Here is a 22502-nt window from a genome sequence, read left to right on the forward strand (position 1 = left end):
CAAGATCACCTCATTTTACATGCGCGTATTTCTCGATTAGCCTGTCTATATCGACGGGGTCCCCGTGATAGGTCTTCATGGGATCGACGCCGTCTTCCCCGTATTTTACCTGGATCAGGTTCCCGTAGGCATCCCGTACTGTGCCATCGTGGAGCACAACTATGTCGTTTAATGCATTTATGAGCCTCCTCTGCATGTAGCCGCTTTGACTCGTCTTAACAGCGGTATCGACGAGCCCCTCTCTACCGGCCGCCGCGTGGAAGAATACCTCGGTTGGCTTTAGACCGTAGCGGAAGTTGCCTTTAACAAAGCCTTTAGCCTCTGGTGATAGATCGTCTTCCTTGAAGTGTGCTAGCGTGCGTTTTCTAAAGCCCCTGTGGATTCTTCTCCCTCTAACGACTTGCTGTCCAAGCATTGCGACCATCTGGGCTATGTTGGTCTCGCTCCCCCTTGCCCCTGTTCTCGCCATTATGAAGACATCGTTGAATGGGTCCATATAGTTTACAGCCACTTCCTGGGACTTCCTAAACAGTTCTTGGAGCCTGTTAATTATCTTTATTTCGAGGCTCTCTTCTGGCGTTCTCCCCGGTATGGGCTCCAGCTGGCCTTTCCGGAGCTGTTCTATCATCTCTGCAATCTCGACTCTAGCCTCCTCTATGAGTTTCTCTATCTCCTTTCTAGCCTCCTCGGGGATGTCAACGTCTGATAGGCTCAGTGTCAAACCGCGTAGCTCTAGCATTTTTATGAATGCCTTGTAGAGGGTGTCTAGGAGTTCTCGCGCCTTAGCATCGCCGTATTCGAGAGCTATCGTGTGTATCACGTTGTTGGGTTGCTCTGCCCCCATAGCGTTCTTGTCGAAGACTCCCTCAAGCAACTTGCCTCCGCGGATTACTATGTATGAATCGTGGAAGCAGTCGTGGCTGTCGCATGACAAGGGTCCTGCGTTGATCTTAGACTTACCCTCGTATGAAAAGTCCTTTGGGAGGAAGAGGCTCACCAGTTGCTTGCCGGTCCACAGACGTTGTGGATATAGAATGGCGGGCTCCGGTAGGTCTCCCTTGTATCCCGCCTTCGATAATAACTCTAGTATCTCATCCTCGGTGAAGAGCCTAGTTTTCACAGTCATTAGGTAGGCTCCACTGATATAGTCTTGGCGACCACCTATTATTGGCCCACCGTACCTAGGAGTCTTTATGTTCTTCTCGACCAAGAGTATCTCTTCGGCTTCAGCAATCGCCTCCTCGATCCTAGGCACGTGAAGGTTCATCTCGTCTCCGTCGAAGTCAGCGTTGTATGGCGGGCATACGAGTGGGTTGAGCCTGAAAGTCTTACCGGGCATTATCCTAGCCCTGTGCGCCAGGATTGACATTCTATGTAGGCTGGGCTGCCTGTTGAAGAGTACTATGTCCCCATCTAGTAGGTGTCTCTCTACAATGTCTCCTACTTCTAGCGTCTCGGCGAGCTGCTTATGGTTCTTGTGATACCTCAAGTCTATCTTCGTCTTAGTCCGGGCCTTGACTAGATAGGTGGCGCCAGGCCACTTGTAGGGCCCGTTTAAGATGTATCTCCTAGCCTCTTCTATATTCTCTGGCGTCACCTTTAGAGGATAGGTTAGGACCATGGCGATTTCCTTTGGAACCCCAACCTCGTTAATGCTTATCTCTGGATCTGGGCTGATGACTGTTCTAGCGGAGTAGTTTACTCTTTTCCCGGAGAGATTGCCTCTGAGCCTGCCCTCCTTACCCTTTAGCCTCTGGGCCAGGGTTTTTAAGGGCCTACCGCCCCTGTGCTGTAGAACAAACACGTTTGGCAACTCGTTATCGATGTAAGCAGCTATCATGTGCTGCAGGGCTATCCAGGCGTCCTCAACCATGGTTTCTGGAGCGCTCGTAGTGAGGTAGTGTTTCAGCCTCTCGTTCTGCCGGATTATCTCGACCAAGGCATGAGTCAGGTCGTCCTCCGACTTAAGCCCTGTTTCAAGCGTTATAGGGGGTCTAACCGATAGTGGAGGGACTGGGAGTACCGTGGCGACCATCCACTCGGGTCTAGCGGCCTCTGGATCTAGACCGAGTAGCTCTGCATCCTCGTTGCGCACCTTCTCAAGCCTATCTCTTATCTCTATCGGGGTCAGCCTGATCTCTCCCTCAGGCCTTTCCTCGTAGAAAACTACAGGCCTGATGTATCTAATCCTGTATTGCTTCGCGCCGCAATAGGGGCAAATAGAATTCTGCGCGGCCTGTTTTCTAACCTCTCTCACGAAGTTCTTAGCCAGCTGAGGCCACTTGGACTTGAGAGTCCTAAGTATCCTGAGCTGTCTCTTGGCCTGTTCCTCAGGTATCAGTATCCTACTACATGAGCGGCAGGTCCCCTGTAGAACTGCATTGACGTGGTCAGAGTAATAGGGAATTAAAACGGGCCTAGCTAGGTCTATCTTTCCGAAGTGCCCGGGGCAATTGTCTCTCCTGTTACCGCATACCGGGCATACCTCACCCGGTTCTATTGCCCCGAAGTGCGGATCTCTGGGTCCTCCCATTACGGGGGTTCCATCCGACTCATAGAGCTCTGGCCTCGTTATAGTTACCCTAGCCATCCGGGAGATCTCGAAGGGTGGCAGGGCACCGAATTTTATCCCGGACAGTATGAACCTTTCCTCGCTCATCTAGACCACCCCCCTAGCCCGAGCTTCCACGCGTGCCATCGCCATTCCTCGCCATGCCGCGTTGCAGCATCGATAGGCTGAAACCTGGCAGCTTGTTTAAGATGTCTATCTTGCTTAAGACAACGAGCTTCGGTTTTATGAACATGCTGGTTATCTCCTGTAGGAGCAGCTTGAAGGCATAAGGTACTATAACCGGCTTGATATCGCCGTCTTCCTCGTGGATGGGGCACTCGTATACTCCTCTCCGGGCATTGTACCACGCTATATGGCCGCACTTATTGCATACCAGCATCTCGTACTTGTCGCTGTTGAACAGCATTCTATCCCTCAATAGAGCGGTTGCGCCATGGCCTATCAGGCAATCCCTCTCCATTTCACCGAACCTGAGTCCGCCCTGTCTAGCTTTACCCTCTGTAGGCTGTCTAGTAAGTAGCTGCACCTTCCCCGTAGCCCTGGCATGCATCTTGTCCGATACCATGTGGTAAAGCCTCTGGTAGAAGGTCACACCAATTGTAATCGGTTTTTCGATCCTTTTACCGGTCCTGCCATCGTACATTACTTCACGCGCGTTGGGGTCGTAGCCACGCTTCAAGAGCTCAATCCTTAGCCCATCTATGTTCTCCTTGTAGAATGGCGTGCCATCGATGTATCTAGCCATTAGAGCCCCTGCCTTGCCCGCGATTGTTTCCAGGAGTTGCCCCACGGTCATTCTAGATGGGATCGCGTGGGGGTTGAGTATTATGTCGGGGACTATACCGTCCTCTGTATAGGGGAGGTCATACCGTGGTAACAATATACCTATAACGCCCTTCTGTCCGTGCCTGCTGGCGAATTTATCCCCTATCTCCGGTATCCTCTGTTCCCGAACCCTCACTTTGACCAGCTTGAACCCCTCCAGGTTCTGGGTGAGAACAACCGTGTCAACTATGCCCCTCTCGCCGTAGCGTAGCTGTATGCTAGTGTCTCTCCTGACTAGGGCGGTCGAGACCATGACTCTCTCTTCACCGATGAACCTGGGCGGGCTCACCCTTCCTATCAGGACGTCGCCACCCTCGACCTCGACTTCGGGCTCTACTATCCCGTCCGGCCCTAGTTTCTTGTAGAACTCGTCTCCCTTGTGGTCTAGCAGGTTTGGCTCGGGTATTCTTATCTCGTCCATGGCGCCTCCCGCGTAGAGGTTCTGCACTGCAGTATAGACCCTGAAGAAATGCGCTCTTGCCAGGCCAAAGTCCACGCTTGATTTGTTAAAGACGAGTGCGTCCTCCATGTTATATCCCATATAGGCCATAAGCGCTACGACCACGTTCTGCCCGGCAGGTCTTTCATTATAGCCTATGAGGTCTAACGTCCTTGTCTGGACAATCGGTTTTTGGGGATAGTGGAGTAGGTATGAGTGGCTATCAGCTCTATACTTGAAGTTTAATGCATACAAACCTAGGGCCTGTTTCGCCATCGCCGACTGGTAAGTGTTTCTTGGGCTCTGGTTGTGCTCTAGATACGGGATCGTAGCGGCTGCTACGCCGACGATCCCGTGAACCCATAACTCTAAGTGCGTGTGCTCCTCTGTAACCTCCCATGGGAACTCTGCTATGTATGCGTTCTCCTCTTCGTCCGGGTCTAGAAGCTCTATCACACCCTCTCTAACTAGGTCCCAAAAGCTGATTTCACCTTTAGCTAGTTTCTCAACGTGGCTTTTAGTTAGCTTGGGTTTCCCATTCTCGACGACTATGAGAGGCCTCATAAGCCTCCCTTCATCGGTATTGACGTAGACCTCGTTGTAGTACTCGGACTGGATGTGGGCTACGTTGACCTCATAGTGCAGCTTGCCTTTTCTCCTCAGCGAGCGCAGCTCCTTCACTAGTTTCTCGCCGTCGGGGTGGAATCCTACGGGTCTACCGTTTAGGAAGACCTTGGCTCCGTACTCCATGACCTCTGGAGGCTCGCCCGATTCGACCGCTTCCTCAACGACCTCCTTTATAGGCACAACCCCCATTTCATAGAGTAGCTCCTCGATCTCCTCCTCCGGGATCCCAACCGAGATATAAGCTAAGAGGGCCAGGTTCTTGACTAGACCACAGTTTATCCCCTCTGGAGTCTCGAATGGACAGAGGCGAGCCCAATGGGTTCCATGGAGGTCTCTGGCTTCCAGGTGGACCTGTCCCCTGCTTAGGGGGGATATGACCCTCCTCAAGTGGCTATGAAGACTTATCCAGTTTGTCCTATCTAGGGCCTGGCTCACACCGGTCCTGTCGCGGCCCCAGTTGCCTGTGGCAAGCGCTGTCCTCAGTTTATCCGTGATTACATCCGGCCTAATGAGATGGGATAAGCGAAGGGTGTTGACGGGCCTCTGGGTCAGTAGCCTCTCTAGTTGTTGTTCCACTGAGTACACGAAACTATTCAACGCCTCCCTGAGTATCTCAGCCAGCAGGTCTCCGGCTAGCCTCAGCCTCTTATTCGCATAGTGGTCCTTATCGTCGGCCTCCCTCTTGCCCAGGTATAGCTGTAGAACCCTGTTAGCCATCTCGGCCAGGTAGAAGGCCTTCTTAACCCTATCCTCTGGCTTGTTGCCGAGATGTGGTAGGAACTGGGTGTCCAGGAACTCTAGGGCCCGTTCAATCCTCTTTTCGCGGGGCTGTCCACTGGCTAACCTATTGCCGATGTACTCCAGGGCCTCCTCCTGGGTTGTTATAGTCGCCGAGACCTTCTCGAAGCTAGTTATGAGTTCCCTATGTATGTCGGGGTCCGCTGATACGGAAAACGCGATTCTGGGCTCTTCAACTACGCCGAGAGCCCTCATCAAGACAACAAACGGGATCCTAGCGTTCAACCGGGAAATCGAGACTTCTAAACTACCGTCGCTCATCCGGTCTACTATAACCTGTCTCCTGACTCCTAGCATGGTCGAAACTACCTTGGCGCTGTGAGTTATCTTTGCTGTCCCAGCTACGGCGGGGCCTACAATAATCCTGTTGACCGCGAGATCCTCCTGGACAACTATTACCTTCTCGCTACCATTTATTATAAAATACCCTCCAGGGTCGTACGGGTCCTCGCCAATGCTTATCAGCTCAAATTCCGACAGCTTAGATATTGGGTCGATCTCGGACTTCACCATGACCGGAAAGTCGGCTATCTTGACTAGCTGCTTTTCCTTCTGGACTCCATTTATTATGAGAGATGCTTCGACATAGAGAGGAGCCGTATAGGATAGATTCCGCATCCTACAGTCGAGCGGGTAGATCCTAGTCGTATATCCGGCCCCCCTGGCCTCAGGTATACCCATAACCACCTTTCCCAGCTTTATCCTAACGTCAGGTAAGGCTACGGGGGGTATAGGGGTACGACGCCTACGCGCCATCCGCCAAGCAGGGGTTATCTCTCCTATATCATTAATCATCTCCTGTATTTTATGATCAACCAACTGGTTATATGATGCTATGTGTTGCTTCGCTAAACCCATACTCAACAAATAGGAGCGAAATAGAATCCATAGATCTTCCGGCGTTATGTAAGTGGCATCCTCTAGGCTATTACCGTTAGACTCTACCGACATCTTATTCGCACCCCCAGCGTCTAGAAGGCTACAACTATCCGATAATATACCGCTTCTCCAGCGGTGGGGGATCGCCTAGTTATACGTATAATGTCTCCCGGCTTGGCTCCTAGGAGTTGCACGATGGGGTCGTTGACACTAATAGAGGGTAGTCTATTAGGGGCGATGCCTAGTCTACGCAAGACCTCTGTGGCTTCCTCGAATGACAACACCTCGTGTTTAGGAACGAGTTCATGCTCCAGTATCTTCTTGCTGACCTTCCTCCTAGCCCTGGATGGCAACCTCTACAAGCCCCCTACATACTCGCAAAGTTGGGGGGTGCCAAACGGTTCTTATAGCCTTTTCGTGCATATTCCGGTTCTCTAGCAACGGTAGCTACCGAGACAGTGCTATGGGTAGGAGTTTTAACCCCTAACACACAGACCACTCTGAGAAGGATATGGGCCCGTAGCTCAGCCTGGAGAGAGCGGCGGGCTTTTAGCGGGGGTAGACTGGGTCCTGGCCCCCAGGGGAAGATACCCGTAGGTCCCGGGTTCAAATCCCGGCGGGCCCGCCACAAACACCACACCGAGGGCTCCTAACTAGCTTAAAACCGGTTTCCGAGAGGTTACCCAAAGGGTGTCTATAATGACAGGAGACGATAGCTGCGATAGAGGGATGAGATATGCCACGGCAGTGCTTGAGACCATCGATGAGATCCCCCGCGAGGTCTCAGAGCGCTACCATGACTTAATCGACGCTAGCAGGAGATACGCCGAAGACGCAATCTACTACGCTGAGAAGGGGGATTGCAGCACGTCTCTATCAGCTGCCAGTTATGCCGAGGGATTACTTGACTCGCTCAAGTACATGGGTATACTAGAGCCGAAGTGGCCTACACCGGCCTGGGAACAGTCTACGGTCTTCCTGGCAGGAACCTTCGACATCATACACCCAGGCCATATAGAGTTATTCCGCTTCGCGGCAAGACATGGTAAGGTCCATGTAGTTATCGCTAGGGACGAGAATGTCGCAAAGGAGAAGGGGAAAGTCCCGGTACTAGACGAGGAGAGCCGCCTTAAGGTAGTATCCGCCATCAGATATGTGTACAAGGCCCGGCTCGGCGACCTAGAGGATAAACTCAAGCCTCTAGAGGATATAAAGCCCGACGTGATAGTTCTAGGCCCCGATCAGTCCTTCGATCCAGAGTTTTTAGCTAAGCTAGTGCAGGAGAGGACCGGCAAGAGGCCCAGGGTATTTAGATTTAAGTCGAAGCTAGAGTTCTCGGATGAAATGAAGAGCACGAGCGATATCATATCAAAGATATGCCGTGAAAGCTACTGTCAGAACACCTGGAAAAGCCGTGGGTAATGCCACTAGAGATAATTTTCCTCTTAACGGTCTTCGAGATCTTATCGGCTATTCTAGTGGGCTCGGGGAGCCTCCTCCCGCCCCTCAACATGGAGGCTACTAGCTTAGCCGCACTTAGCGGTGTTATTTTATTCCCGGGGCTAACATAGATCCTAGACCCCCTCCCACTCTCCACTATAACTGCTATTATATCTCCGTTTTCATCCAATAGAACACGTTTTCCCGCCGCTATCGACTCCCTGCCGTAAAGCCTCTTCTTAGCCACACCGATTGATGGCTTGTCGAGCACCACCCCGATGTGACTCGCTATGCCTAGTTTACGTGGATGCGCTATTCCATGTCCATCAACAACGTATAGATCTATGTTGTAGAGGGACTCTAACCGGATTACCGCGGGGGCTAGGACCGCCATTTCCCTGAAGGCGAGTAAACCCGGGATGTACGGTATGCATACTCTAGACACGTACACTACGCAGTCAATCAGTGATAGGGAAGGGTATGAAAGGACGACGGCGACGCCTATACCCGTCGTGTATTCGCCTCTGCCCGCATATGCGACGTCTAAACCCGCTATACGCCTAATCTGCCGGTAATCATCTCTCACAACCACTTTTCTCGATAGAACTTCTTGGGCCCTCCTAGCCCTGGCCTGGGAGAACCTGGCGTGTGTTTCGCTACAATTTATCGATGCGTGCATCCCCTATCTACGCCTATTCCTCTAGATAGGTTATACGGAGTTTCACTCTTCGTTCCCTTACCCCTTCCGGCGATATAGCCACTATGTCGATTCCATCGCCGCTACCAGCATCTCTAATTATAGCGGTCCTCACGGCCTTCTCAGCGATCTTCTCTGCCTCATCTAGGTTTATATCGTTTCTATAGTTGGCCTCAAGATATCCGAAGGCCACCGTCGCACCGCTACCCACTGCTGCGTAGGGCTCCTCGGTTATAGACCCTAGAGAGTCTAGGACATATAGCCTCGCCCGGCCGTCCGGGTCCAAGCCCGCTACTATAGTTTCGACCCAGAACGGGAGCATTTTATAAGAGTACATTATAAGTGATAGCCTTTTAGCTATTGTTAATACCGTCGGCCTATTACCAGTCGTAATAGCATAACTCCTTATGTCCGCTTCTAGAAACCGCATGAGGCCGCTTATATCGCCATAGAGGCCCGCGAAAGCTATGCCCACATTATCGTTTACTAAATAGATCTTCTTGGCGTTCTTACTCATTATAAAGGTCCCATAGGACATCCTCCGATCAGTTGCTAATACAACGCCGTTCTTAGCCTTAACCCCAACGCTGGTCGCTCCAAAGTAGCTAGACACCTCTATGCACCCGCACCAGACACAGCCATCCAATAGAGACGAAATAAAGAGGTGTTATAATACTATGTCCGGGAAGCTATAAACGCTATCCAATTATCCCTCACCCCCACCAAGACATCCAGCACCCTACCAACCCTTCACTAACCTAGAAGCTAACTACATGCTGGGAGTACGGCTATGAAGTGCCCCATATGCGGCTCCACGAAAGTGGCGTTGAACCCCCTTACCGGCGAGATAGTATGTAGCACCTGTGGTGCGGTCCTCGAAGAAAACCCTATAGACGACACCTATACTCGGGATCGGAGAATCCCTTACTACGAGAGTCTCTCAAGCAACTATAGAGCCAGAGCCCGATTCTATAAAGTCCTTACACTCGACTCTAGAAACTGGGGTCTGAAAAAAGCGAATAGCCATAACACGAACCGCCCCTCCCTCAAGGGAGACCATCCAAGGTTAAACCACATAGTCGGCTTTCTAACGTCAGAGTTAATGAAGAACAGATCCTTCAAGTCTAGAACACTAACAGCCATAGCAATTTACGTGGCTGAGAGATCGGAGGGGGCAAGTAAGAACGCTGCAATGCGAAGCGCCTCTAAGCTAGCCGGAGTCAGTTTAAAGACCCTTGAAAGGATAATACGTGAGTACAGAGACGACCTAGAAGATGCCATAAGAAGAGTCGCTCGGAGTGATGAAGGTGAAGATGTACAGCAACCCGGCTGAGGTTGCAAAGAATATACACGTTCCAACATACGAGGAGATCCTCGAAAGAATTAAGGCAAAGTATCCTAGGAAGGCTAAAACGCTCTTTGATAAGGAGCAAGCTGCGCTTCAAAGGACATACGATATCGTAATGGCTAAGACCGACTTTGTCCGTGAACTGGCCAAGCTCCTAGACGACTTGCATCCCTTCTATTGGAGGCTGATAGAGATTGAATTCAACCGGGACCAGGTCCATAGGTCCCTGTCCTGTATAAGCAAGAGTAGGAAAATCGCCGCGAAGCTCTTCAGTAAATACCGCTTCTTATTGATGGCGGTCGAGAATAGAAGAGAGCTTGCGAAGACTGGTAGCGAGGGCCGGGGGAGAATACTATCATTATTCAAAAAGTGTAGGCGGTCACTCTACTATTTAAGAGACCTTGTGATCTTCATACAGAAGCTCCCCACAATCGATCCATACCTCCCCACGATAATAGTTGCAGGACCCCCAAGCAGTGGTAAATCCACGCTAGTCAGAAACGCCACGCGAGCTAAGCCCAAGGTCGCGTCCTATCCCTTTACAACCAAGAACATACACATAGGACACTTCACCATAGGAGACAACAAGGTCCAGGTAATAGATACGCCGGGTCTCCTCGACAGGCCCATGGAAGAGATGAACAACGTAGAGAGAAAAGCCGTAGCTGCCATGAAAGAGCTACACGGAGTCATACTATTCCTGGTCGACGTTAGTAGAGAGGCCTACACGGACCTAGACAGCCAATTTAACCTACTGTCAAACATAATAAAGATAACACCCGACAAAAAAATATATCTTGCATTAAATAAAATAGACGAGGCCGACCAGGACCTTCTAGAAATAGCACGTGAGAAGGCTTCCCTCTTACTAGGGAAAGGAAGAATAGTAGGCTACCACGAAATATCCACGCTAGACCCGGACCAAGTAAGAAACCTAGTCCACAAAATAGGATTAAACCTCATCTCATCAAACCAACCCCGTGAATAACAGCCTTGAAGGGAGACTCTCCCTCCACCTTAAATTCAAAACCATCTATTATCGTCTTCAACAGTTTGAATACAGTCATGGCGTGACTAGTCAACACTGCGCCCGTGAAGCGTGAAACTCCTCTAGCCAACGCCATATACACCGGTAACATGTCGGAAGCGTGCCTGTCGACAGCCGCCCCTAATTTAAGATCCTCCAAAAGCCCACGAGCAGCCTCCTCGCCAACCCTCTCAGCAGGCTTGCCACGCGCGCCTAAAGCGTCGGAACCCAGCACGCTACGCTCAGTTATAGCCCATAGGGTGATTCCACTACCAGGCCCTAGATGAGGGTCCCTCTCCGGCTTATACCACTCTATCTCTATCTCGGGCGCTATACCAAGCTCACGCTCTATTAAACGAGATGCGGCTCTAGCCTGCCTCTCAGCAACATGCCTAGGCAGCCTCACCGCATGACTACGCCCTCGGAGACTATTAATCGGGCCCCGCTCCACTATGTCAACAGGATTCAACATGCCCGGGGGCTCGTCGATCTCTAGCTCGACAATCCCACCTCCACGAGGATAATGCCCTCTCCTAAGGAGCCTAATCCTTATCAGATAACTGAACCGGGCCAGCAAGCTGGATAGAACCTCCCTCATATAATCTATCGACGGTGACATGGGCACATCGGTCCCCCCACTAATCCTAACATAGACAGGAGAGTCAGCATAGGCTAGAGCGGGAAGCAACGCCTGTAAAACTAACGAGACGCTTCCCGCAGTCCCCACGTCGAAGGTATACCGGCCCCCTCTAACCGGACCAGGCCAGAACTCTATCTCCATACTCCCCACAAAGGCGCCTTTAACGCGGGCCCGGGTTATGTCGGCGAGTGCCTTGACCGCCGTCAAGTGCTGGGGCCTCAAGCCGGGATTCCGCCTCTTGGCCCGGATATTCACTACCCTTACAGGCCTCCCGGTCACAGCGGAAATCGCTAAGGCCGTCCTGAGTATCTGCCCTCCCCCCTCACCCATAGAGCCGTCGATAACTATGGCTTCGCCTCTACTCAATAGGATCCACCTAGTCCTTATCAGCCAAGCCCACTAGCCTGCTCACGAACCCTATCCTCTCAAGATCCTCACGGATCTCCTCGGGAATACATCTATCCCACCTAATACCTCTCACGATATTCTCCCTTATCCTAGTTCCCTCACAGTCTTGCCTGTCATACATGGGCTGCTCCACCACCTTGTAACCAGAGTCCAGGAATAACTCCCTCACCAGAGGATTCCTAGTGACAACGCCTTCGAAAGGCGGCAACAGCATCTCCAGGTAGCGCACCCATACCTTGTTCATGTTTATATCCATTACAGGAACTATTTTAACGTCACAGTAGCGGGATCCCAGCCTGCTCTTTAGAACCTTGTCCAACAGATAGATCCTCTCTCCCGCCGTGAGCGGGTTCTTAAAAGAGAAAGAGTCCTGAGCAGAACCCACAACTACAACCACTTCATCGCTCAACCCTAAAGCGTATTCGATCAACTTGACGTGGCCCATGTGCGGTGGCTGGAACCTCCCAACAACCAGTAGCCGTTTAAACCCTGGAGTCATTTACTCGGCACCCCAGGGGCATTGGGCCGAGCCCCAGGGAAATATTCTATTTTACCAGTGGCGTGCACATGACCTCTGAGAACGGAGACCGAGGCAATGAACTCGAAACTAGCGAAAATAATCAATAAACTCCGAGAGAAGCCTGGAAGACAGGCGGTAGAGCTGGCCGAGAAATACGGATATCTACCCTATATGGTTGAGAGGTATATAGACGTCCTAGGCTATGAAGGCGCTGTCGAACTGCTTGAGGCTAATGAGAGGCCTATCCCCGAGACAATACGCTGTAATGATTACTTAATAAGATGCAAGGATCTCGTCGAGAGGTTAGAGGAAAAAGGATACTCTCTAGAGAAGATACCCTTCCTGCCCCACGGGTTCAAGGTGACCAGAACCGGGATAGGCAGCATAGGAGGGACCCACGAGTACCTCCTGGGCTACTACTACGTGCAAGATCCGGCCTCGATGAGCATAGTGTACTCGCTCGATCCCAGACCAGGCGAGCTGGTCATTGATATGGCGGCGGCGCCAGGAGGTAAATCGACCCAGATACTCCAGCTGACGCGTGATGAGTCATTGCTGGTAGCAGTCGAAAAGAGCCCTAAAAGGATAAAGAGCCTCAGATCAAACCTTCAACGGATGAGATTTAATAACTATATCATTGTGAAAGGCGACTCGCTACGAGTAAAGCTACCCAAGCCTAACCGAGTTCTAGTCGACGCGCCAAGTACAGGCGAAGGCGTGATCAGGAAGGACCCGGCCCGTAAGAAGTCCCGGGGAGTCGATGACCTGGTATACATACACGGCGTCCAGATAGGCATGCTAGAGCGGGCCATCAAGCTCCTTAGGGAAAACGGCGGTGTAATAATGTATAGCGCTTGTACGCTTGCCCCAGAAGAAGGCGAGCTAGTCGTCGACTATGTACTTGAGAAGTATGATTTCGTTGAGGTAGTCCCGCACAATACTATAGCCTCGGAGGGTATAACGGAATACCTGGGGATACCCCTCGACGACAGAGTTAGATACTGCGGTCGTTTCTGGCCTCATATACACGATACCGAGGGCTTCTTCCTCTGTAAATTGAGGGTCTCAGGTGGTAGAGGATGAAAAAGCCATCCATTATCCTCTACACAGCCAGATCGCGTTACTGGTCGGTCTTCGACGGGTTCCTCGCAGGACAGGGGCTATCCCTTGGCAAGCTCGTTGAAGGGGATAAGAGACTCTTTGCAATATCGAGGCCCGGAGCTAGTTATGACGAGGTCTTCCTGGCCAGCGGCAGAGTATATAGATTACTAGAGAAGCTCGATATAGAGACAATATACTCCCTCGGGCTATACGCTGGGATGATAAAACCCGGCTCGTGGTTCAAGCCTAGCCTCCCATTAGCCCATTACCTGGCTCCACTGTGCAGAGGGGAAATTAATTGCATAGCGGTCGATGGCATCGGTGAGAAGTTCTTCCTCTATGGCAGACGGGTAGTGGAGCCGAGGATAGCCAGGTGGAGGAGGGGATTGTCGCTCGTTATTAACGTCCTCGGGGAAGCCCTAGGATGGGGGATCGGGAAGATAGCTAATATAGGGGGAAAGACTAGGCGGGTAGTGGAGCCTGTCTGGGATATGGGCTGGTACTTGAGGAGAGGTGGCTAGGCCGTGCCCCTAAGCGATGGCGACGTGGTGGAGATCCACTATACTATAAAGGTTCTAGAGGATGGAAAGGAAGTATTATACGAGACGACGAAAGAAAGCGTGGCTCGGGAATATAACGCTTTTGACCCGGAGAAACGGTACACTCCAATATTCGTCATTGTTGGAAGAACAAAGCTACTAGACCCCATAGAGAAGATTATAAGGGAGATGAACCCAGGCGAGAAAAGAGAGATAAAAGTTGAGCCAGAAGAAGCCTTCGGACCCTACAGAAAAGACCTAGTCATAGCGGTCCCGGTTAAGACACTGCGTAAAAGCGGAATCCGTCCGACCGTTGGGAAGGAGATCGAAGTCGAAGGCAGAAAGGGAGTTATAAAGAAGGTGACGGAGCGCTTCGCATATATAGACTTCAACCATCCCCTGGCAGGGAAGACCCTGAAGATAGAGATCGAGGTCCTACGTAAACTAGAGAACGATGAAGAAAAAATTAAAGCCATAGTCCTCCGCTATCTGCCCTTTAGAGAGGAATCAGTTAAGGTTAAGGTAGAGGAGTCTAAAGCATACGTGGAACTACCCGGCTCTGTGATAGCTGTGAAGGATTTAGACAGCATCCTACAAACTATATTATCGATGGTATACGAACTAACCGGGGTAGAAGAACTAGTCTTCACAATTCGAATACCCCTAAAGAGGGAAACGGGCGGGAAGACAGGCGAGGAGAATAGTAAAGAGGAAGAGGCTAAACCCTCTCAATAACGCCGGTCCTCCTAGCTAACTCCTCGGCTGCTTCCCGGGTCAACCCCCTCTCGCCTAGGATAGTATATCTTTCAGGTCTTATCCTAGCCGCCATGACCAGCGCCTTGATAACCTCGTCCTCGGAGACCCCCAGCTCGCGGGCTGTGACCGGCAGGCCCACTCTCTTGAGGAGCCTCTTGATCTTCCTCCAAGCGAGCCCATGTAGATACGCCATTAGTATAGTTCCGACCCCCACGGCCTCTCCATGGAGGGGCTTGTTCTCTGCTACCATTGAAAGCGCGTGGGCGAATAGGTGTTCGCTACCGCTGGCTGGCCTGGTACTGCCTGCTATGCCCATAGCGACACCGCTACTTACGAGGGCTTCCAATAGGACGCGGAGGCCTGTACGGGTTCCGAGAGCTATCTCTCTGTAGTATGCACTGACATGGCGAGCGCTTAAGAGTGCGAGGCTTGCCGAATACTCTCCATAATACTCTCCCCGAAGCTTATGGGCGAGCCTCCAGTCCCTAACCGAGGTGAATTTGCCTATCAAATCGCCGAAGCCGGCCATATTATACCTCCTCGGTGCCGATGCGACTACATCAACGTCGATGAGGATCAAGTCGGGCGTCTTAGCCTTAACCGACATAGGCTTTTCGAAGCCTCTTAGGCTGGCGAAGGGGCTCGTTATACCGTCGTGGCTCGCTACTGTGGGCATGCTGACAAAGCTCTTCCCAGACTCCTTTGCGGCAAACTTTGCTAGATCAATGGATCTACCCCCGCCGAAGCCTATGATCACATCTGCATCTATCTCTCTAGCCTCTTCAGCGACCCTCCTAGCAGTTTCCACACTCGCGTCATCGGCAATCGAGTAGGATAGCTCGAAGCCTGCTCCTTCCAGGGCCGCTCTAAGCCTGGGATAGAACCTTGAGTAGACGTTGGGCCCGGTTACCAGGTGCACTCTCGCCCCGCGTGGATAAACCATTCTAAGGAACACATCGGCTCTATCAAGTATATCGTGGCCTACGACCACTTTCTTTGGGATGTCTATTATGTGGATGTTATCCGTGTACAAACCCTGTAACCTCCCTCGGCCCAAATAACTAGCCAGCTAGGGGATATAGCAATAACATACACCCTTTAAGCTCGACAGTCCATAACTTACCCGGAGGCAGGGTGTGTACTAGTGTACCCGGAGTGGAGGATGCCACAGAACGAGGCGCGCCCAAAGGCTATACATGGAACGACTACCGTGGGTCTAATAGCAGGAGATAATGTAGTGCTAGCGGCTGACAAACGAGCCACGGCTGGGACCCTCATAGCCAGTAGAAGGGTCAAGAAGATAGTAAAGATAACTGAGAGGGCCGCAATGACCGTCTCCGGGCTCGTAGCCGACGCGCAGGCGCTAGCCGACCTGCTGAGGGAAGAGGCACGGTTCTATTATCTCACGCATGGTGTACAATTATCTATTAGGGGGCTGGCGACGCTTCTCTCAAACATCCTATTCTCATCGAAATGGTTCCCTTACATGGTTCAACTGATAGTCGGCGGGTACGATGTAAAGCCGAGACTATATACGCTAGACCCCTATGGCAGCATAACCGAGGACAACTACACGGCCACAGGATCGGGAAGCCCTATAGCTTACGGTGTGCTTGAGGACAACTATAGAGAGGGTTTAACTGTCGAGGAGGCCATTGATATAGCGAGGAAAGCCTTGAAGTCGGCCATAATGAGGGACTCGGCGACCGGAGACGGAATAGACGTCGTCATAATAGGCAGGGACTCCTATGAAGAAAGATTTATACCCTTTAACGGGTAAGCCATTTCCTGGCGTGACATCCCTTAGCTCCTAGGCCTGGCCGCAAGCCAGGCTAGGGGATCCTAGGAGTGCGGTGTTGGAATCGACGAGGTGGTTGGATTGACAACGGTTACTACGCGGGAGAGAGTGAGCGGAGAAGAGCTGAGGAGGCAGATAATCTTCGAGATCTACAAGGCATTGCGCGGAGCCGAGATAACAAGGATTGAGTTCGAGGGGCCCGAGATAGCTGTTTACGTGAAGAAGCCAAAGTACATCCTAGAAAACGAGAAGATAGTGAGTGAAATAGCCAAGAAGCTTAGGAAGCGGATAGTCCTGAGGACAGACCCTGGGAGTAGGAAGAGTCCAGAAGCGACGAAGAGGTATCTTCTCGAACTCCTGCCTAAGGAAGCCGGTATATCTCCTAGCGATATAGAATTCGATGAGAGGCTGGGCGAGGTAACCATACTCGCTGAGAACCCTGCCGTGATCCCCTATAAGTCGGCATCCTTCAAGAACAGGATACTCGCCGAGACGGGATGGAGGCCCGTAGTTGTAAGGAAGCCTATGTTGGTGAGTAAGACCCTATCAATGATCTATAAACAGTCCCTGATGGACGCCAAGGAGCGTCAGCGGGCGCTGCGCGACACAGGGGAACGTATCTTCAGGGACACGCTAATTGGCACAAGGAGGATCAGGATCATTGGGCTAGGCAGTTTCGGGGAGGTGGGTAGAAGCGCTATATTGGTCGATACCGGGGAGTCGAAGATCCTCCTAGACGCGGGCGCGGCGCCTACGAGCCTGGGGCCCGAGGCTTTCCCCTTCTTCGACGCGCCAGAGTTCAGGATCGAGGACCTAGACGCCGTCATCATAAGTCACGCGCACCTGGATCACGTCGGCATGCTTCCATTACTCTTCAAGTATGGTTACCGCGGGCCTGTGTACATGACTGCACCCACTAGGGATATTGCGGTTCTCGTCTTAACCGATTTCATACAGTTGGCCCAGAGAGAAGGGAGGGACCCGCCCTTCACCCACAAGGAGATAAACACCATGCTAAGTAGAACTATCACGATGCCCTACAACGTTGTAACCGATGTGGCCCCTGACACGAAACTAACATTTAGCAACGCTGGCCACATCCTGGGGAGTGCACTGGTACACCTGCACATCGGGCAGGGGCTATACAATATACTCTATACTGGAGACTTGAAATACTACAGGATCAAAGGCGATACAAGCACAAGACTTCTGCCCCCCGCCAGCTACCAGTTCCACCGAGTCGAAACCCTCATAATAGAGTCGACCTATGGAGCCACGGAGACCCAGCCCCGCCATATGGCCGAGGCGGAGCTTATTGACCTGATAAACGAAGCCTACAATAACAAGGGAAAGATACTCATACCGGTCATGGCGGTGGGGAGAGGACAGGAGATCCTGGTCGTGGTTAACAGGGCCCTCAAGGAGGGTAGGATCCCCGAGATACCCGTCTACGTTGATGGAATGGTCTATGAGGTCACAGCCATATACACTGCCTACGTCGACTACTTTGCTAGACCCATAAGGGAGGCCATACTAAACGGGGAGAACCCATTCCTCTCCAAGAACATAGAGTACGTCAACAGCCAGTCGAAACGCGACGAGATAGTGAATAGCGACGAGCCAGCGATCATACTGGCGACCAGCGGAATGATGCAAGGGGGACCCGTCATCGACTACTTCAAATCCATGGCGGAAGACGAGAAGAATATACTTGCATTCGTAAGCTACCAAGCCCCAGGAACCCTGGGAAGGAGGCTCCTAGACGGGGAGAGGGAGATCGCCTTCCAAGAAGATGGAAGGATAAGGGTTACCAAAGTCAACATGAAGATTGTAAGGGTAGAGGGGTTCACGGGCCACGCAACCCAGAGCGAGCTACAGCTCTACCTGCGCCACATAACGCCAAAGCCAAGGACTATAGTGCTTAACCATGGAGAACCCACTGCGCTCCTAACCCTGGGCAGGATAATAAAGAGTAAGTGGCAGAAGTTTGGATTCGAGAACCCGCCCGAGGTAGTCATCCCGGAGAATCTTGAAGCCGTAACATTATACCCGAGGAACTACAGGCTGCATGCAGGGCTACAATACTAGGAGGGGGAGTAGGTCTCCACGCCACTTAACTCTTCTAGAGCGCCTTACCGAGTCTCCATAGTACGTCCCCCGGCCTGTGTATGACTTCGATAGCCTTTCCCTTCCTAACGCCTCTGAGCTTCTCTTCTATTTCGTCACTCGCCATTAGGGCTTTGCCGATCGCCACAGGCATGTTTGTCTCCTCATCAGCTATAACGACTATATCGCCCTTAGAGAAGGTTCCTTCTACACGCCTTATGCCGGGGATCATCAGGTCAGCCCCCCTTCCCACCGCGCTGGTAGCCCCCCTATCTACTACCACTCTTGGTAGGATTCCTGTGGCCCTCCTCTGTATCAGGCATAGTAGGTGGGGGAACCTGGCTCCTTCACGTTCCACTACGCAGGGAAGACCGTCGACCACATATATGAGGATGTCCTTGAACTCCACATGTTCTATCAGCGAGTCGCTGGCCTCCAGCCCCAGAGTCTGGGAGAGGTAGCGTATGATGCTCTTCCTCTCTTTTTTAGAGGCTGCATATCTCTTGGAGGGTTTAGGGGTCTCCTTATCTCTAGCCATTTGACATCCCAGGAGAAGGTGATATTTAGAGGGAACACTTTATAATGTAAGTGGAAGGCCTAGACACCGGCGAAGCAACCTGGTAATACTGCGGCTACTGGGCTTGAGAGGGATGCGGCATGAGTAACGAGACCCTAAGGGTGCTTGAGGACTTCATCGAGGGCGACGTCCTGGTCCAGTTAAAGGGAGGCCGTATGCTAAAGGGGATACTAGAGGCCTACGACAACCACCTAAACGTGCTGTTGCGCCAGGCAGAGGAGATAGAAGGCGAGAGGACCAGGCAATTGGGCACCGTGCTGGTGAGGGGAGACAACGTAATAGTCATAAGCCCGGCGAAACCTTAGTGTGGGAGGCGATGAGGTATGGGGAAGGGGACAGCGTCTTTTGGAAAACACGGCAGGAGTAAGACCCATATAGTATGTAGACGGTGTGGCAGGCGCTCATTCAACGTAACTAAAGGCTACTGTGCCCACTGCGGTTTCGGCAGAAGCAGGCGCATGAGAAGGTACAAATGGCAGACAAAGAAAGTGAACCGGGTCAGGATAGTCTAGGGCTTCACAATGTATGGCAATGCCAAGGAACAAGCTCCACAACGCGTACATTATAACACCTGTCTACTACGAGTTTTGGGCTATTAGAACCGCAAGTGCCCGACTATGGCTTAGACTCGATAGCGCTCCAGGAGGAGCTAATACCATAAAGTTTAGTACAATACTATTGAGCAACCTGGGGTGTCCTTAGGTTGGAACCCTGGAAGGGTAATAGAAAGAAGCTCCTAGGCCTCCTAGAGGAGAAGGGTTACGCCAATCTACTCCTGACCACAAGGGCAAACATCATATACGCCACTGGAATGAGGGACCCCACAGGCTATCTTCTCCTCTCTAGAGACTGTGGCGACATACTCTTAACACCGCTCCTAGACTATCACAGGGCCCTCAGCCAAGCGCCGAGGGAACTCGAAGTCTACGCGTTCCTACGCGGTGGAGAGAACGGTGTAGACGCCGATATACCTAGGAATAGGCTTCTTCGAGGCAGCCTGGCAGAGGTCCTATCGAGGCTCCTAGAGAAATGTGGTGGGAGAACCTCAACCGATGCCGGGGCATCTAGCCACCAGATAGCTAGGATTCTCCTTGACGAACTAAAAATAGACAATATAGCCGGGGATATAATGAGGATAAGAGCAGTTAAGAGCGATGAAGAGTTAGAGCTGATAAGCAAAGCCGTACGTATAGCGGAGGAAGCCTTCGCCCAGGCATTGAAACTCCTAGAGGAGGGCGTGAGCGAAGCCGAGATCGCCGGTTCGATTTACAGGGAAATACTTGCTAGAGGAGGCTGGGAGACCGCGTTCCCAACCATAGTGGCATTCTATGCAAACAGCGCCTACCCCCACCACACGCCGAAGACCGAAAAGCTAACGGTAGAGGGACCAGTCCTGATAGACTGGGGAGCAGTATACATGGGGTACAGGAGCGATACAACCCGGACATTCTGGTGGGGCGTGAAAACCCCCAGCCAGTTCCAGAAACACCTAGAATCCGTGCTCGACGCCGTCAATGCAGCGTATGACGTGCTAGGACCCGGCGTACTAGCTGGAGACGTGGACAACGCCGCCCGGCTTGCACTGAAGAAGGAGGGCCTCGGGAAATACTTCATCCACGGGCTAGGCCACGGTGTAGGCATAGAGGTTCACGAGGAACCCTACCTGAGGCCCGCCTCAAAGACCGTACTAGAACCTGGAATGGTTGTTACAATCGAGCCAGGAATATACCTGCCGGGCCTCTACGGGATACGGATAGAAGACCTGGTAACCGTGACGAAAACAGGATACAAAACACTCACAAGCCTACCACATCTACTGCCAGCCTAGCACTAGGTTCCATCTAAAACCGGCTTTACCGGGTCAGCCGCCTCTCTAGACCCGTTCCTCCACATACGCAACACCCGTTTCAGGGCAGAGCGCCGTTCATCGGCGACCTCATCCCCAGGCGATATAGGAACGACCCAGTCTGACACTCTTAAGCATTAAGCGCTGGTGGAAGAGCGCATTACGGGGACAGGATAGACGGAGAGCCTGGAAGAAGCAATGACGTCTAGGAGCCTCCCTAGCGGAGGAACATTATTGGAGGTAATGCGTGTATTCCGGGGTAATCTGGGACCACTTAGGGGAGAACCGGAGGACCCAGGGGTGCCTTAACGCGGCATTAGAGGATGGGAAGGATTCCTCATGGTGCGGGGGGTGGGATTCGAACCCACGCAGGCCTACGCCAACGGGTCTTGAGCCCGCCCCCTTTGACCAGGCTCGGGCACCCCCGCTCTAGCCCCCATATACAAGGGTCATGGCCTGGGAGGAGTTAAAACTCTCTCCCAATCCACTACTGGCTAGGGGTGCTTTCTGAGTGAAGGATGATCGAGTAGAACTTGTGGAGAGGGCAGAGGCTATAGCCTCGAAATACGCTGAGGAGACCGATAGGAGCAATCTAGTCCCGGCCGAGGCGCTAGAGGAGCTCCTCAGGATTGGAGTGTTCGACGCCAGGAGCCTTGGGCCTATTGGGGTGATTGAGGTTGTACGTGGTATAAGCAGGTATAGCCCTGGAATGGCTCATGTGGTCCTCGTACACTCCACATCCATCTACACGGGAAGGCTCGACGTTGCAGATGGTATAGTGGCTTTTAGCATGACGGAGCCAGGCGGGGGAAGCGATGTCCTAGCCAACCTGAAGACAGTAGCCGAAGAGGTAGATGGCAATAGGGTGGTCATCAATGGGGTGAAGATGTTCACGAGCAACGCACCCTACGCCAAGTACTTCCTGGTACTAGCCAGGGGGAGGGAGGGACCCGCCCTTTACCTAGCCGAGAAGGACGAGACTATAGAGGTCGAGGTACTCGACCTACTAGGCCTCCGCGGAACAGGGAGTTCGAAAGTCGTATACAACAACACACCCGGGGAACTCGTCGGCACTCCAGGGAAGGGCTTGAAGGAGGCCCTGACCGGTATAAACATGGGCAGGCTGGGCTACGCGGCGATAGCGCTAGGAATAGCCGATGCCTCGCTCGAAATGGCCGTAACAAGCGCCTCGAAAAAGACCGTATTCGGCAAGAGGTTAATCGAGTACCAGGGCTTGAGGTGGAGGATTGCAGAGATCGCTATGGAGCGTGAGGCCCTTGAAGCGCTCGTATATTCCACCGCGAGGCTGGCGGAGGAGACTGGAGGCGTCGATCCCTACAAAGCAGCGGTGGCGAAGAACCTAGGAGCTAGCCTGGCCCAGAAGGCTACATGGATGGCCACACAGACCCTGGGGGGGAGGGGGCTTGCCCGGTGGAGTAGGCCTGAGAGGCTGATGCGCGACGCCCGTGTTTTGGATATAGGAGAGGGGAGCAGAGAGGTGTTGCTTGACTTCATCGCGTCAAGAATAGTCAAGATGTACTCTTAGCGGCCTCCGCCAT

General features: G+C 52.3%; 21 protein-coding genes and 2 tRNA genes. 13 read left to right on the plus strand and 10 right to left on the minus strand.

Features of this window, described 5'->3' with window-relative positions; all coding sequences use genetic code 11:
- Window positions 1-10 precede the first annotated feature (10 nt).
- The 3 genes from rpoA1 to F7C38_07725 are packed head-to-tail and all read right to left on the minus strand — an operon-like array spanning window position 11 to window position 6493.
- Window positions 11-2659 carry a DNA-directed RNA polymerase subunit A' gene (gene rpoA1 / locus F7C38_07715; GenBank protein ID MCE4601425.1) on the minus strand — a complete coding sequence of 883 codons (2649 nt, stop codon included), beginning with the start codon at window positions 2657-2659 and terminating at the stop codon, window positions 11-13.
- Window positions 2660-2672: 13 nt separating this feature from the next.
- Window positions 2673-6212, minus strand: coding sequence for a DNA-directed RNA polymerase subunit B (locus tag F7C38_07720; protein ID MCE4601426.1), 3540 nt, complete (start codon window positions 6210-6212; stop codon window positions 2673-2675).
- A gap of 20 nt (window positions 6213-6232) precedes the next feature.
- A complete protein-coding gene (locus F7C38_07725) occupies window positions 6233-6493 on the minus strand; it encodes a DNA-directed RNA polymerase subunit H (GenBank protein ID MCE4601427.1) in 261 nt (86 codons plus the stop codon).
- A 160-nt stretch (window positions 6494-6653) separates the two neighbouring features.
- Here F7C38_07725 and F7C38_07730 point away from each other — a divergent pair.
- Window positions 6654-6768, plus strand: a tRNA-Lys gene (locus F7C38_07730).
- A gap of 71 nt (window positions 6769-6839) precedes the next feature.
- On the plus strand, window positions 6840-7562 hold the full coding sequence (locus F7C38_07735; GenBank protein ID MCE4601428.1) for a cytidylyltransferase family protein: 723 nt from the start codon (window positions 6840-6842) through the stop codon (window positions 7560-7562).
- Here the strand turns inward: F7C38_07735 and F7C38_07740 are convergent.
- Both F7C38_07740 and F7C38_07745 read right to left on the minus strand, forming a co-directional pair.
- Window positions 7504-8259 carry an endonuclease V gene (locus F7C38_07740; GenBank protein ID MCE4601429.1) on the minus strand — a complete coding sequence of 252 codons (756 nt, stop codon included), beginning with the start codon at window positions 8257-8259 and terminating at the stop codon, window positions 7504-7506. The two genes, F7C38_07735 and F7C38_07740, sit on opposite strands and share 59 nt — an antisense overlap.
- A 13-nt stretch (window positions 8260-8272) precedes the next feature.
- A complete protein-coding gene (locus F7C38_07745) occupies window positions 8273-8890 on the minus strand; it encodes a proteasome subunit beta (GenBank protein MCE4601430.1) in 618 nt (205 codons plus the stop codon).
- 177 nt (window positions 8891-9067) lie between these two features.
- Here F7C38_07745 and F7C38_07750 point away from each other — a divergent pair, with 177 nt between their 5' ends.
- Window positions 9068-9610, plus strand: a complete 543-nt coding sequence (locus tag F7C38_07750; GenBank protein MCE4601431.1) for a TFIIB-type zinc ribbon-containing protein — start codon at window positions 9068-9070, stop codon at window positions 9608-9610.
- A complete protein-coding gene (locus tag F7C38_07755; protein ID MCE4601432.1) occupies window positions 9591-10613 on the plus strand; it encodes a 50S ribosome-binding GTPase in 1023 nt (340 codons plus the stop codon). Before F7C38_07750 ends, F7C38_07755 begins: the two co-directional genes overlap by 20 nt.
- Here the strand turns inward: F7C38_07755 and F7C38_07760 are convergent.
- Complete coding sequence (locus F7C38_07760) at window positions 10585-11658, minus strand: RNA 3'-terminal phosphate cyclase (GenBank protein MCE4601433.1); 1074 nt, start codon at window positions 11656-11658, stop codon at window positions 10585-10587. The genes F7C38_07755 and F7C38_07760 overlap by 29 nt on opposite strands.
- 10 nt (window positions 11659-11668) lie before the next feature.
- Window positions 11669-12199, minus strand: a complete 531-nt coding sequence (locus F7C38_07765; protein ID MCE4601434.1) for a nicotinamide-nucleotide adenylyltransferase — start codon at window positions 12197-12199, stop codon at window positions 11669-11671.
- A gap of 96 nt (window positions 12200-12295) precedes the next feature.
- Between F7C38_07765 and F7C38_07770 the strand changes: the two genes are divergently transcribed.
- Genes F7C38_07770 through F7C38_07780 form a run of 3 tightly spaced genes read left to right on the plus strand, consistent with a single transcriptional unit; the run spans window position 12296 to window position 14595 of the window.
- Window positions 12296-13303 carry an RsmB/NOP family class I SAM-dependent RNA methyltransferase gene (locus tag F7C38_07770; GenBank protein ID MCE4601435.1) on the plus strand — a complete coding sequence of 336 codons (1008 nt, stop codon included), beginning with the start codon at window positions 12296-12298 and terminating at the stop codon, window positions 13301-13303.
- A complete protein-coding gene (locus F7C38_07775) occupies window positions 13300-13842 on the plus strand; it encodes a hypothetical protein (protein MCE4601436.1) in 543 nt (180 codons plus the stop codon). The genes F7C38_07770 and F7C38_07775 overlap by 4 nt, the downstream gene beginning before the upstream one ends.
- Before the next feature lie 3 nt (window positions 13843-13845).
- Window positions 13846-14595: a peptidylprolyl isomerase gene (locus tag F7C38_07780; GenBank protein ID MCE4601437.1), complete on the plus strand. Its 750-nt coding sequence runs from the start codon at window positions 13846-13848 to the stop codon at window positions 14593-14595.
- On the opposite strand, the gene F7C38_07785 is transcribed toward F7C38_07780, so the two are convergent.
- A complete protein-coding gene (locus tag F7C38_07785; protein MCE4601438.1) occupies window positions 14579-15649 on the minus strand; it encodes an NAD(P)-dependent glycerol-1-phosphate dehydrogenase in 1071 nt (356 codons plus the stop codon). The two genes, F7C38_07780 and F7C38_07785, sit on opposite strands and share 17 nt — an antisense overlap.
- Window positions 15650-15778: 129 nt before the next feature.
- On the opposite strand from F7C38_07785, the gene psmB reads away from it, so the two are divergent.
- Both psmB and F7C38_07795 read left to right on the plus strand, forming a co-directional pair.
- Entirely contained in the window at window positions 15779-16396 is a 618-nt protein-coding gene (gene psmB, locus F7C38_07790) for an archaeal proteasome endopeptidase complex subunit beta (protein ID MCE4601439.1), read from the plus strand.
- A 99-nt stretch (window positions 16397-16495) separates the two neighbouring features.
- Window positions 16496-18502 carry a beta-CASP ribonuclease aCPSF1 gene (locus tag F7C38_07795; protein MCE4601440.1) on the plus strand — a complete coding sequence of 669 codons (2007 nt, stop codon included), beginning with the start codon at window positions 16496-16498 and terminating at the stop codon, window positions 18500-18502.
- A 34-nt stretch (window positions 18503-18536) separates the two neighbouring features.
- On the opposite strand, the gene F7C38_07800 is transcribed toward F7C38_07795, so the two are convergent.
- Complete coding sequence (locus F7C38_07800) at window positions 18537-19058, minus strand: DUF1947 domain-containing protein (GenBank protein ID MCE4601441.1); 522 nt, start codon at window positions 19056-19058, stop codon at window positions 18537-18539.
- Window positions 19059-19177: 119 nt separating this feature from the next.
- On the opposite strand from F7C38_07800, the gene F7C38_07805 reads away from it, so the two are divergent.
- The 3 genes from F7C38_07805 (at window position 19178) to F7C38_07815 (ending at window position 20925) form a co-directional block, all read left to right on the plus strand.
- Window positions 19178-19402 (plus strand): RNA-binding protein, encoded by a 225-nt coding sequence (locus F7C38_07805; protein ID MCE4601442.1) that lies wholly within the window; start codon window positions 19178-19180, stop codon window positions 19400-19402.
- 18 nt (window positions 19403-19420) lie between these two features.
- The gene (locus tag F7C38_07810) at window positions 19421-19609 is read left to right on the plus strand and encodes a 50S ribosomal protein L37e (protein MCE4601443.1); all 189 of its coding nucleotides are present in this window, start codon (window positions 19421-19423) and stop codon (window positions 19607-19609) included.
- A gap of 191 nt (window positions 19610-19800) precedes the next feature.
- Window positions 19801-20925 carry a Xaa-Pro peptidase family protein gene (locus tag F7C38_07815; protein MCE4601444.1) on the plus strand — a complete coding sequence of 375 codons (1125 nt, stop codon included), beginning with the start codon at window positions 19801-19803 and terminating at the stop codon, window positions 20923-20925.
- 358 nt (window positions 20926-21283) lie between these two features.
- On the opposite strand, the gene F7C38_07820 is transcribed toward F7C38_07815, so the two are convergent.
- Window positions 21284-21371 (minus strand) — tRNA-Leu (locus F7C38_07820).
- An 83-nt stretch (window positions 21372-21454) separates the two neighbouring features.
- Here F7C38_07820 and F7C38_07825 point away from each other — a divergent pair.
- A complete protein-coding gene (locus F7C38_07825) occupies window positions 21455-22489 on the plus strand; it encodes an acyl-CoA/acyl-ACP dehydrogenase (protein ID MCE4601445.1) in 1035 nt (344 codons plus the stop codon).
- Window positions 22490-22502: the final 13 nt, after the last annotated feature.

This window comes from Candidatus Thermodiscus eudorianus, from assembly GCA_015521085.1.
Classification (GTDB): Archaea; Thermoproteota; Thermoprotei_A; order Sulfolobales; family Acidilobaceae; genus Thermodiscus; species Thermodiscus eudorianus.

What these genes read in the sequence shown, in the direction of transcription:
- rpoA1 (MCE4601425.1), bottom strand. Translation starts at nt 2,659, where the DNA reads ATGAGCGAGGAAAGGTTCATACTGTCCGGGATAAAATTCGGTGCCCTG.
- F7C38_07720 (MCE4601426.1), bottom strand. Translation starts at nt 6,212, where the DNA reads ATGTCGGTAGAGTCTAACGGTAATAGCCTAGAGGATGCCACTTACATA.
- F7C38_07735 (MCE4601428.1), top strand. Translation starts at nt 6,840, where the DNA reads ATGACAGGAGACGATAGCTGCGATAGAGGGATGAGATATGCCACGGCA.
- F7C38_07740 (MCE4601429.1), bottom strand. Translation starts at nt 8,259, where the DNA reads ATGCACGCATCGATAAATTGTAGCGAAACACACGCCAGGTTCTCCCAG.
- F7C38_07750 (MCE4601431.1), top strand. Translation starts at nt 9,068, where the DNA reads ATGAAGTGCCCCATATGCGGCTCCACGAAAGTGGCGTTGAACCCCCTT.
- F7C38_07755 (MCE4601432.1), top strand. Translation starts at nt 9,591, where the DNA reads ATGTACAGCAACCCGGCTGAGGTTGCAAAGAATATACACGTTCCAACA.
- F7C38_07765 (MCE4601434.1), bottom strand. Translation starts at nt 12,199, where the DNA reads ATGACTCCAGGGTTTAAACGGCTACTGGTTGTTGGGAGGTTCCAGCCA.
- F7C38_07770 (MCE4601435.1), top strand. Translation starts at nt 12,296, where the DNA reads ATGAACTCGAAACTAGCGAAAATAATCAATAAACTCCGAGAGAAGCCT.
- F7C38_07775 (MCE4601436.1), top strand. Translation starts at nt 13,300, where the DNA reads ATGAAAAAGCCATCCATTATCCTCTACACAGCCAGATCGCGTTACTGG.
- psmB (MCE4601439.1), top strand. Translation starts at nt 15,779, where the DNA reads ATGCCACAGAACGAGGCGCGCCCAAAGGCTATACATGGAACGACTACC.
- F7C38_07800 (MCE4601441.1), bottom strand. Translation starts at nt 19,058, where the DNA reads ATGGCTAGAGATAAGGAGACCCCTAAACCCTCCAAGAGATATGCAGCC.
- F7C38_07805 (MCE4601442.1), top strand. Translation starts at nt 19,178, where the DNA reads ATGAGTAACGAGACCCTAAGGGTGCTTGAGGACTTCATCGAGGGCGAC.
- F7C38_07810 (MCE4601443.1), top strand. Translation starts at nt 19,421, where the DNA reads ATGGGGAAGGGGACAGCGTCTTTTGGAAAACACGGCAGGAGTAAGACC.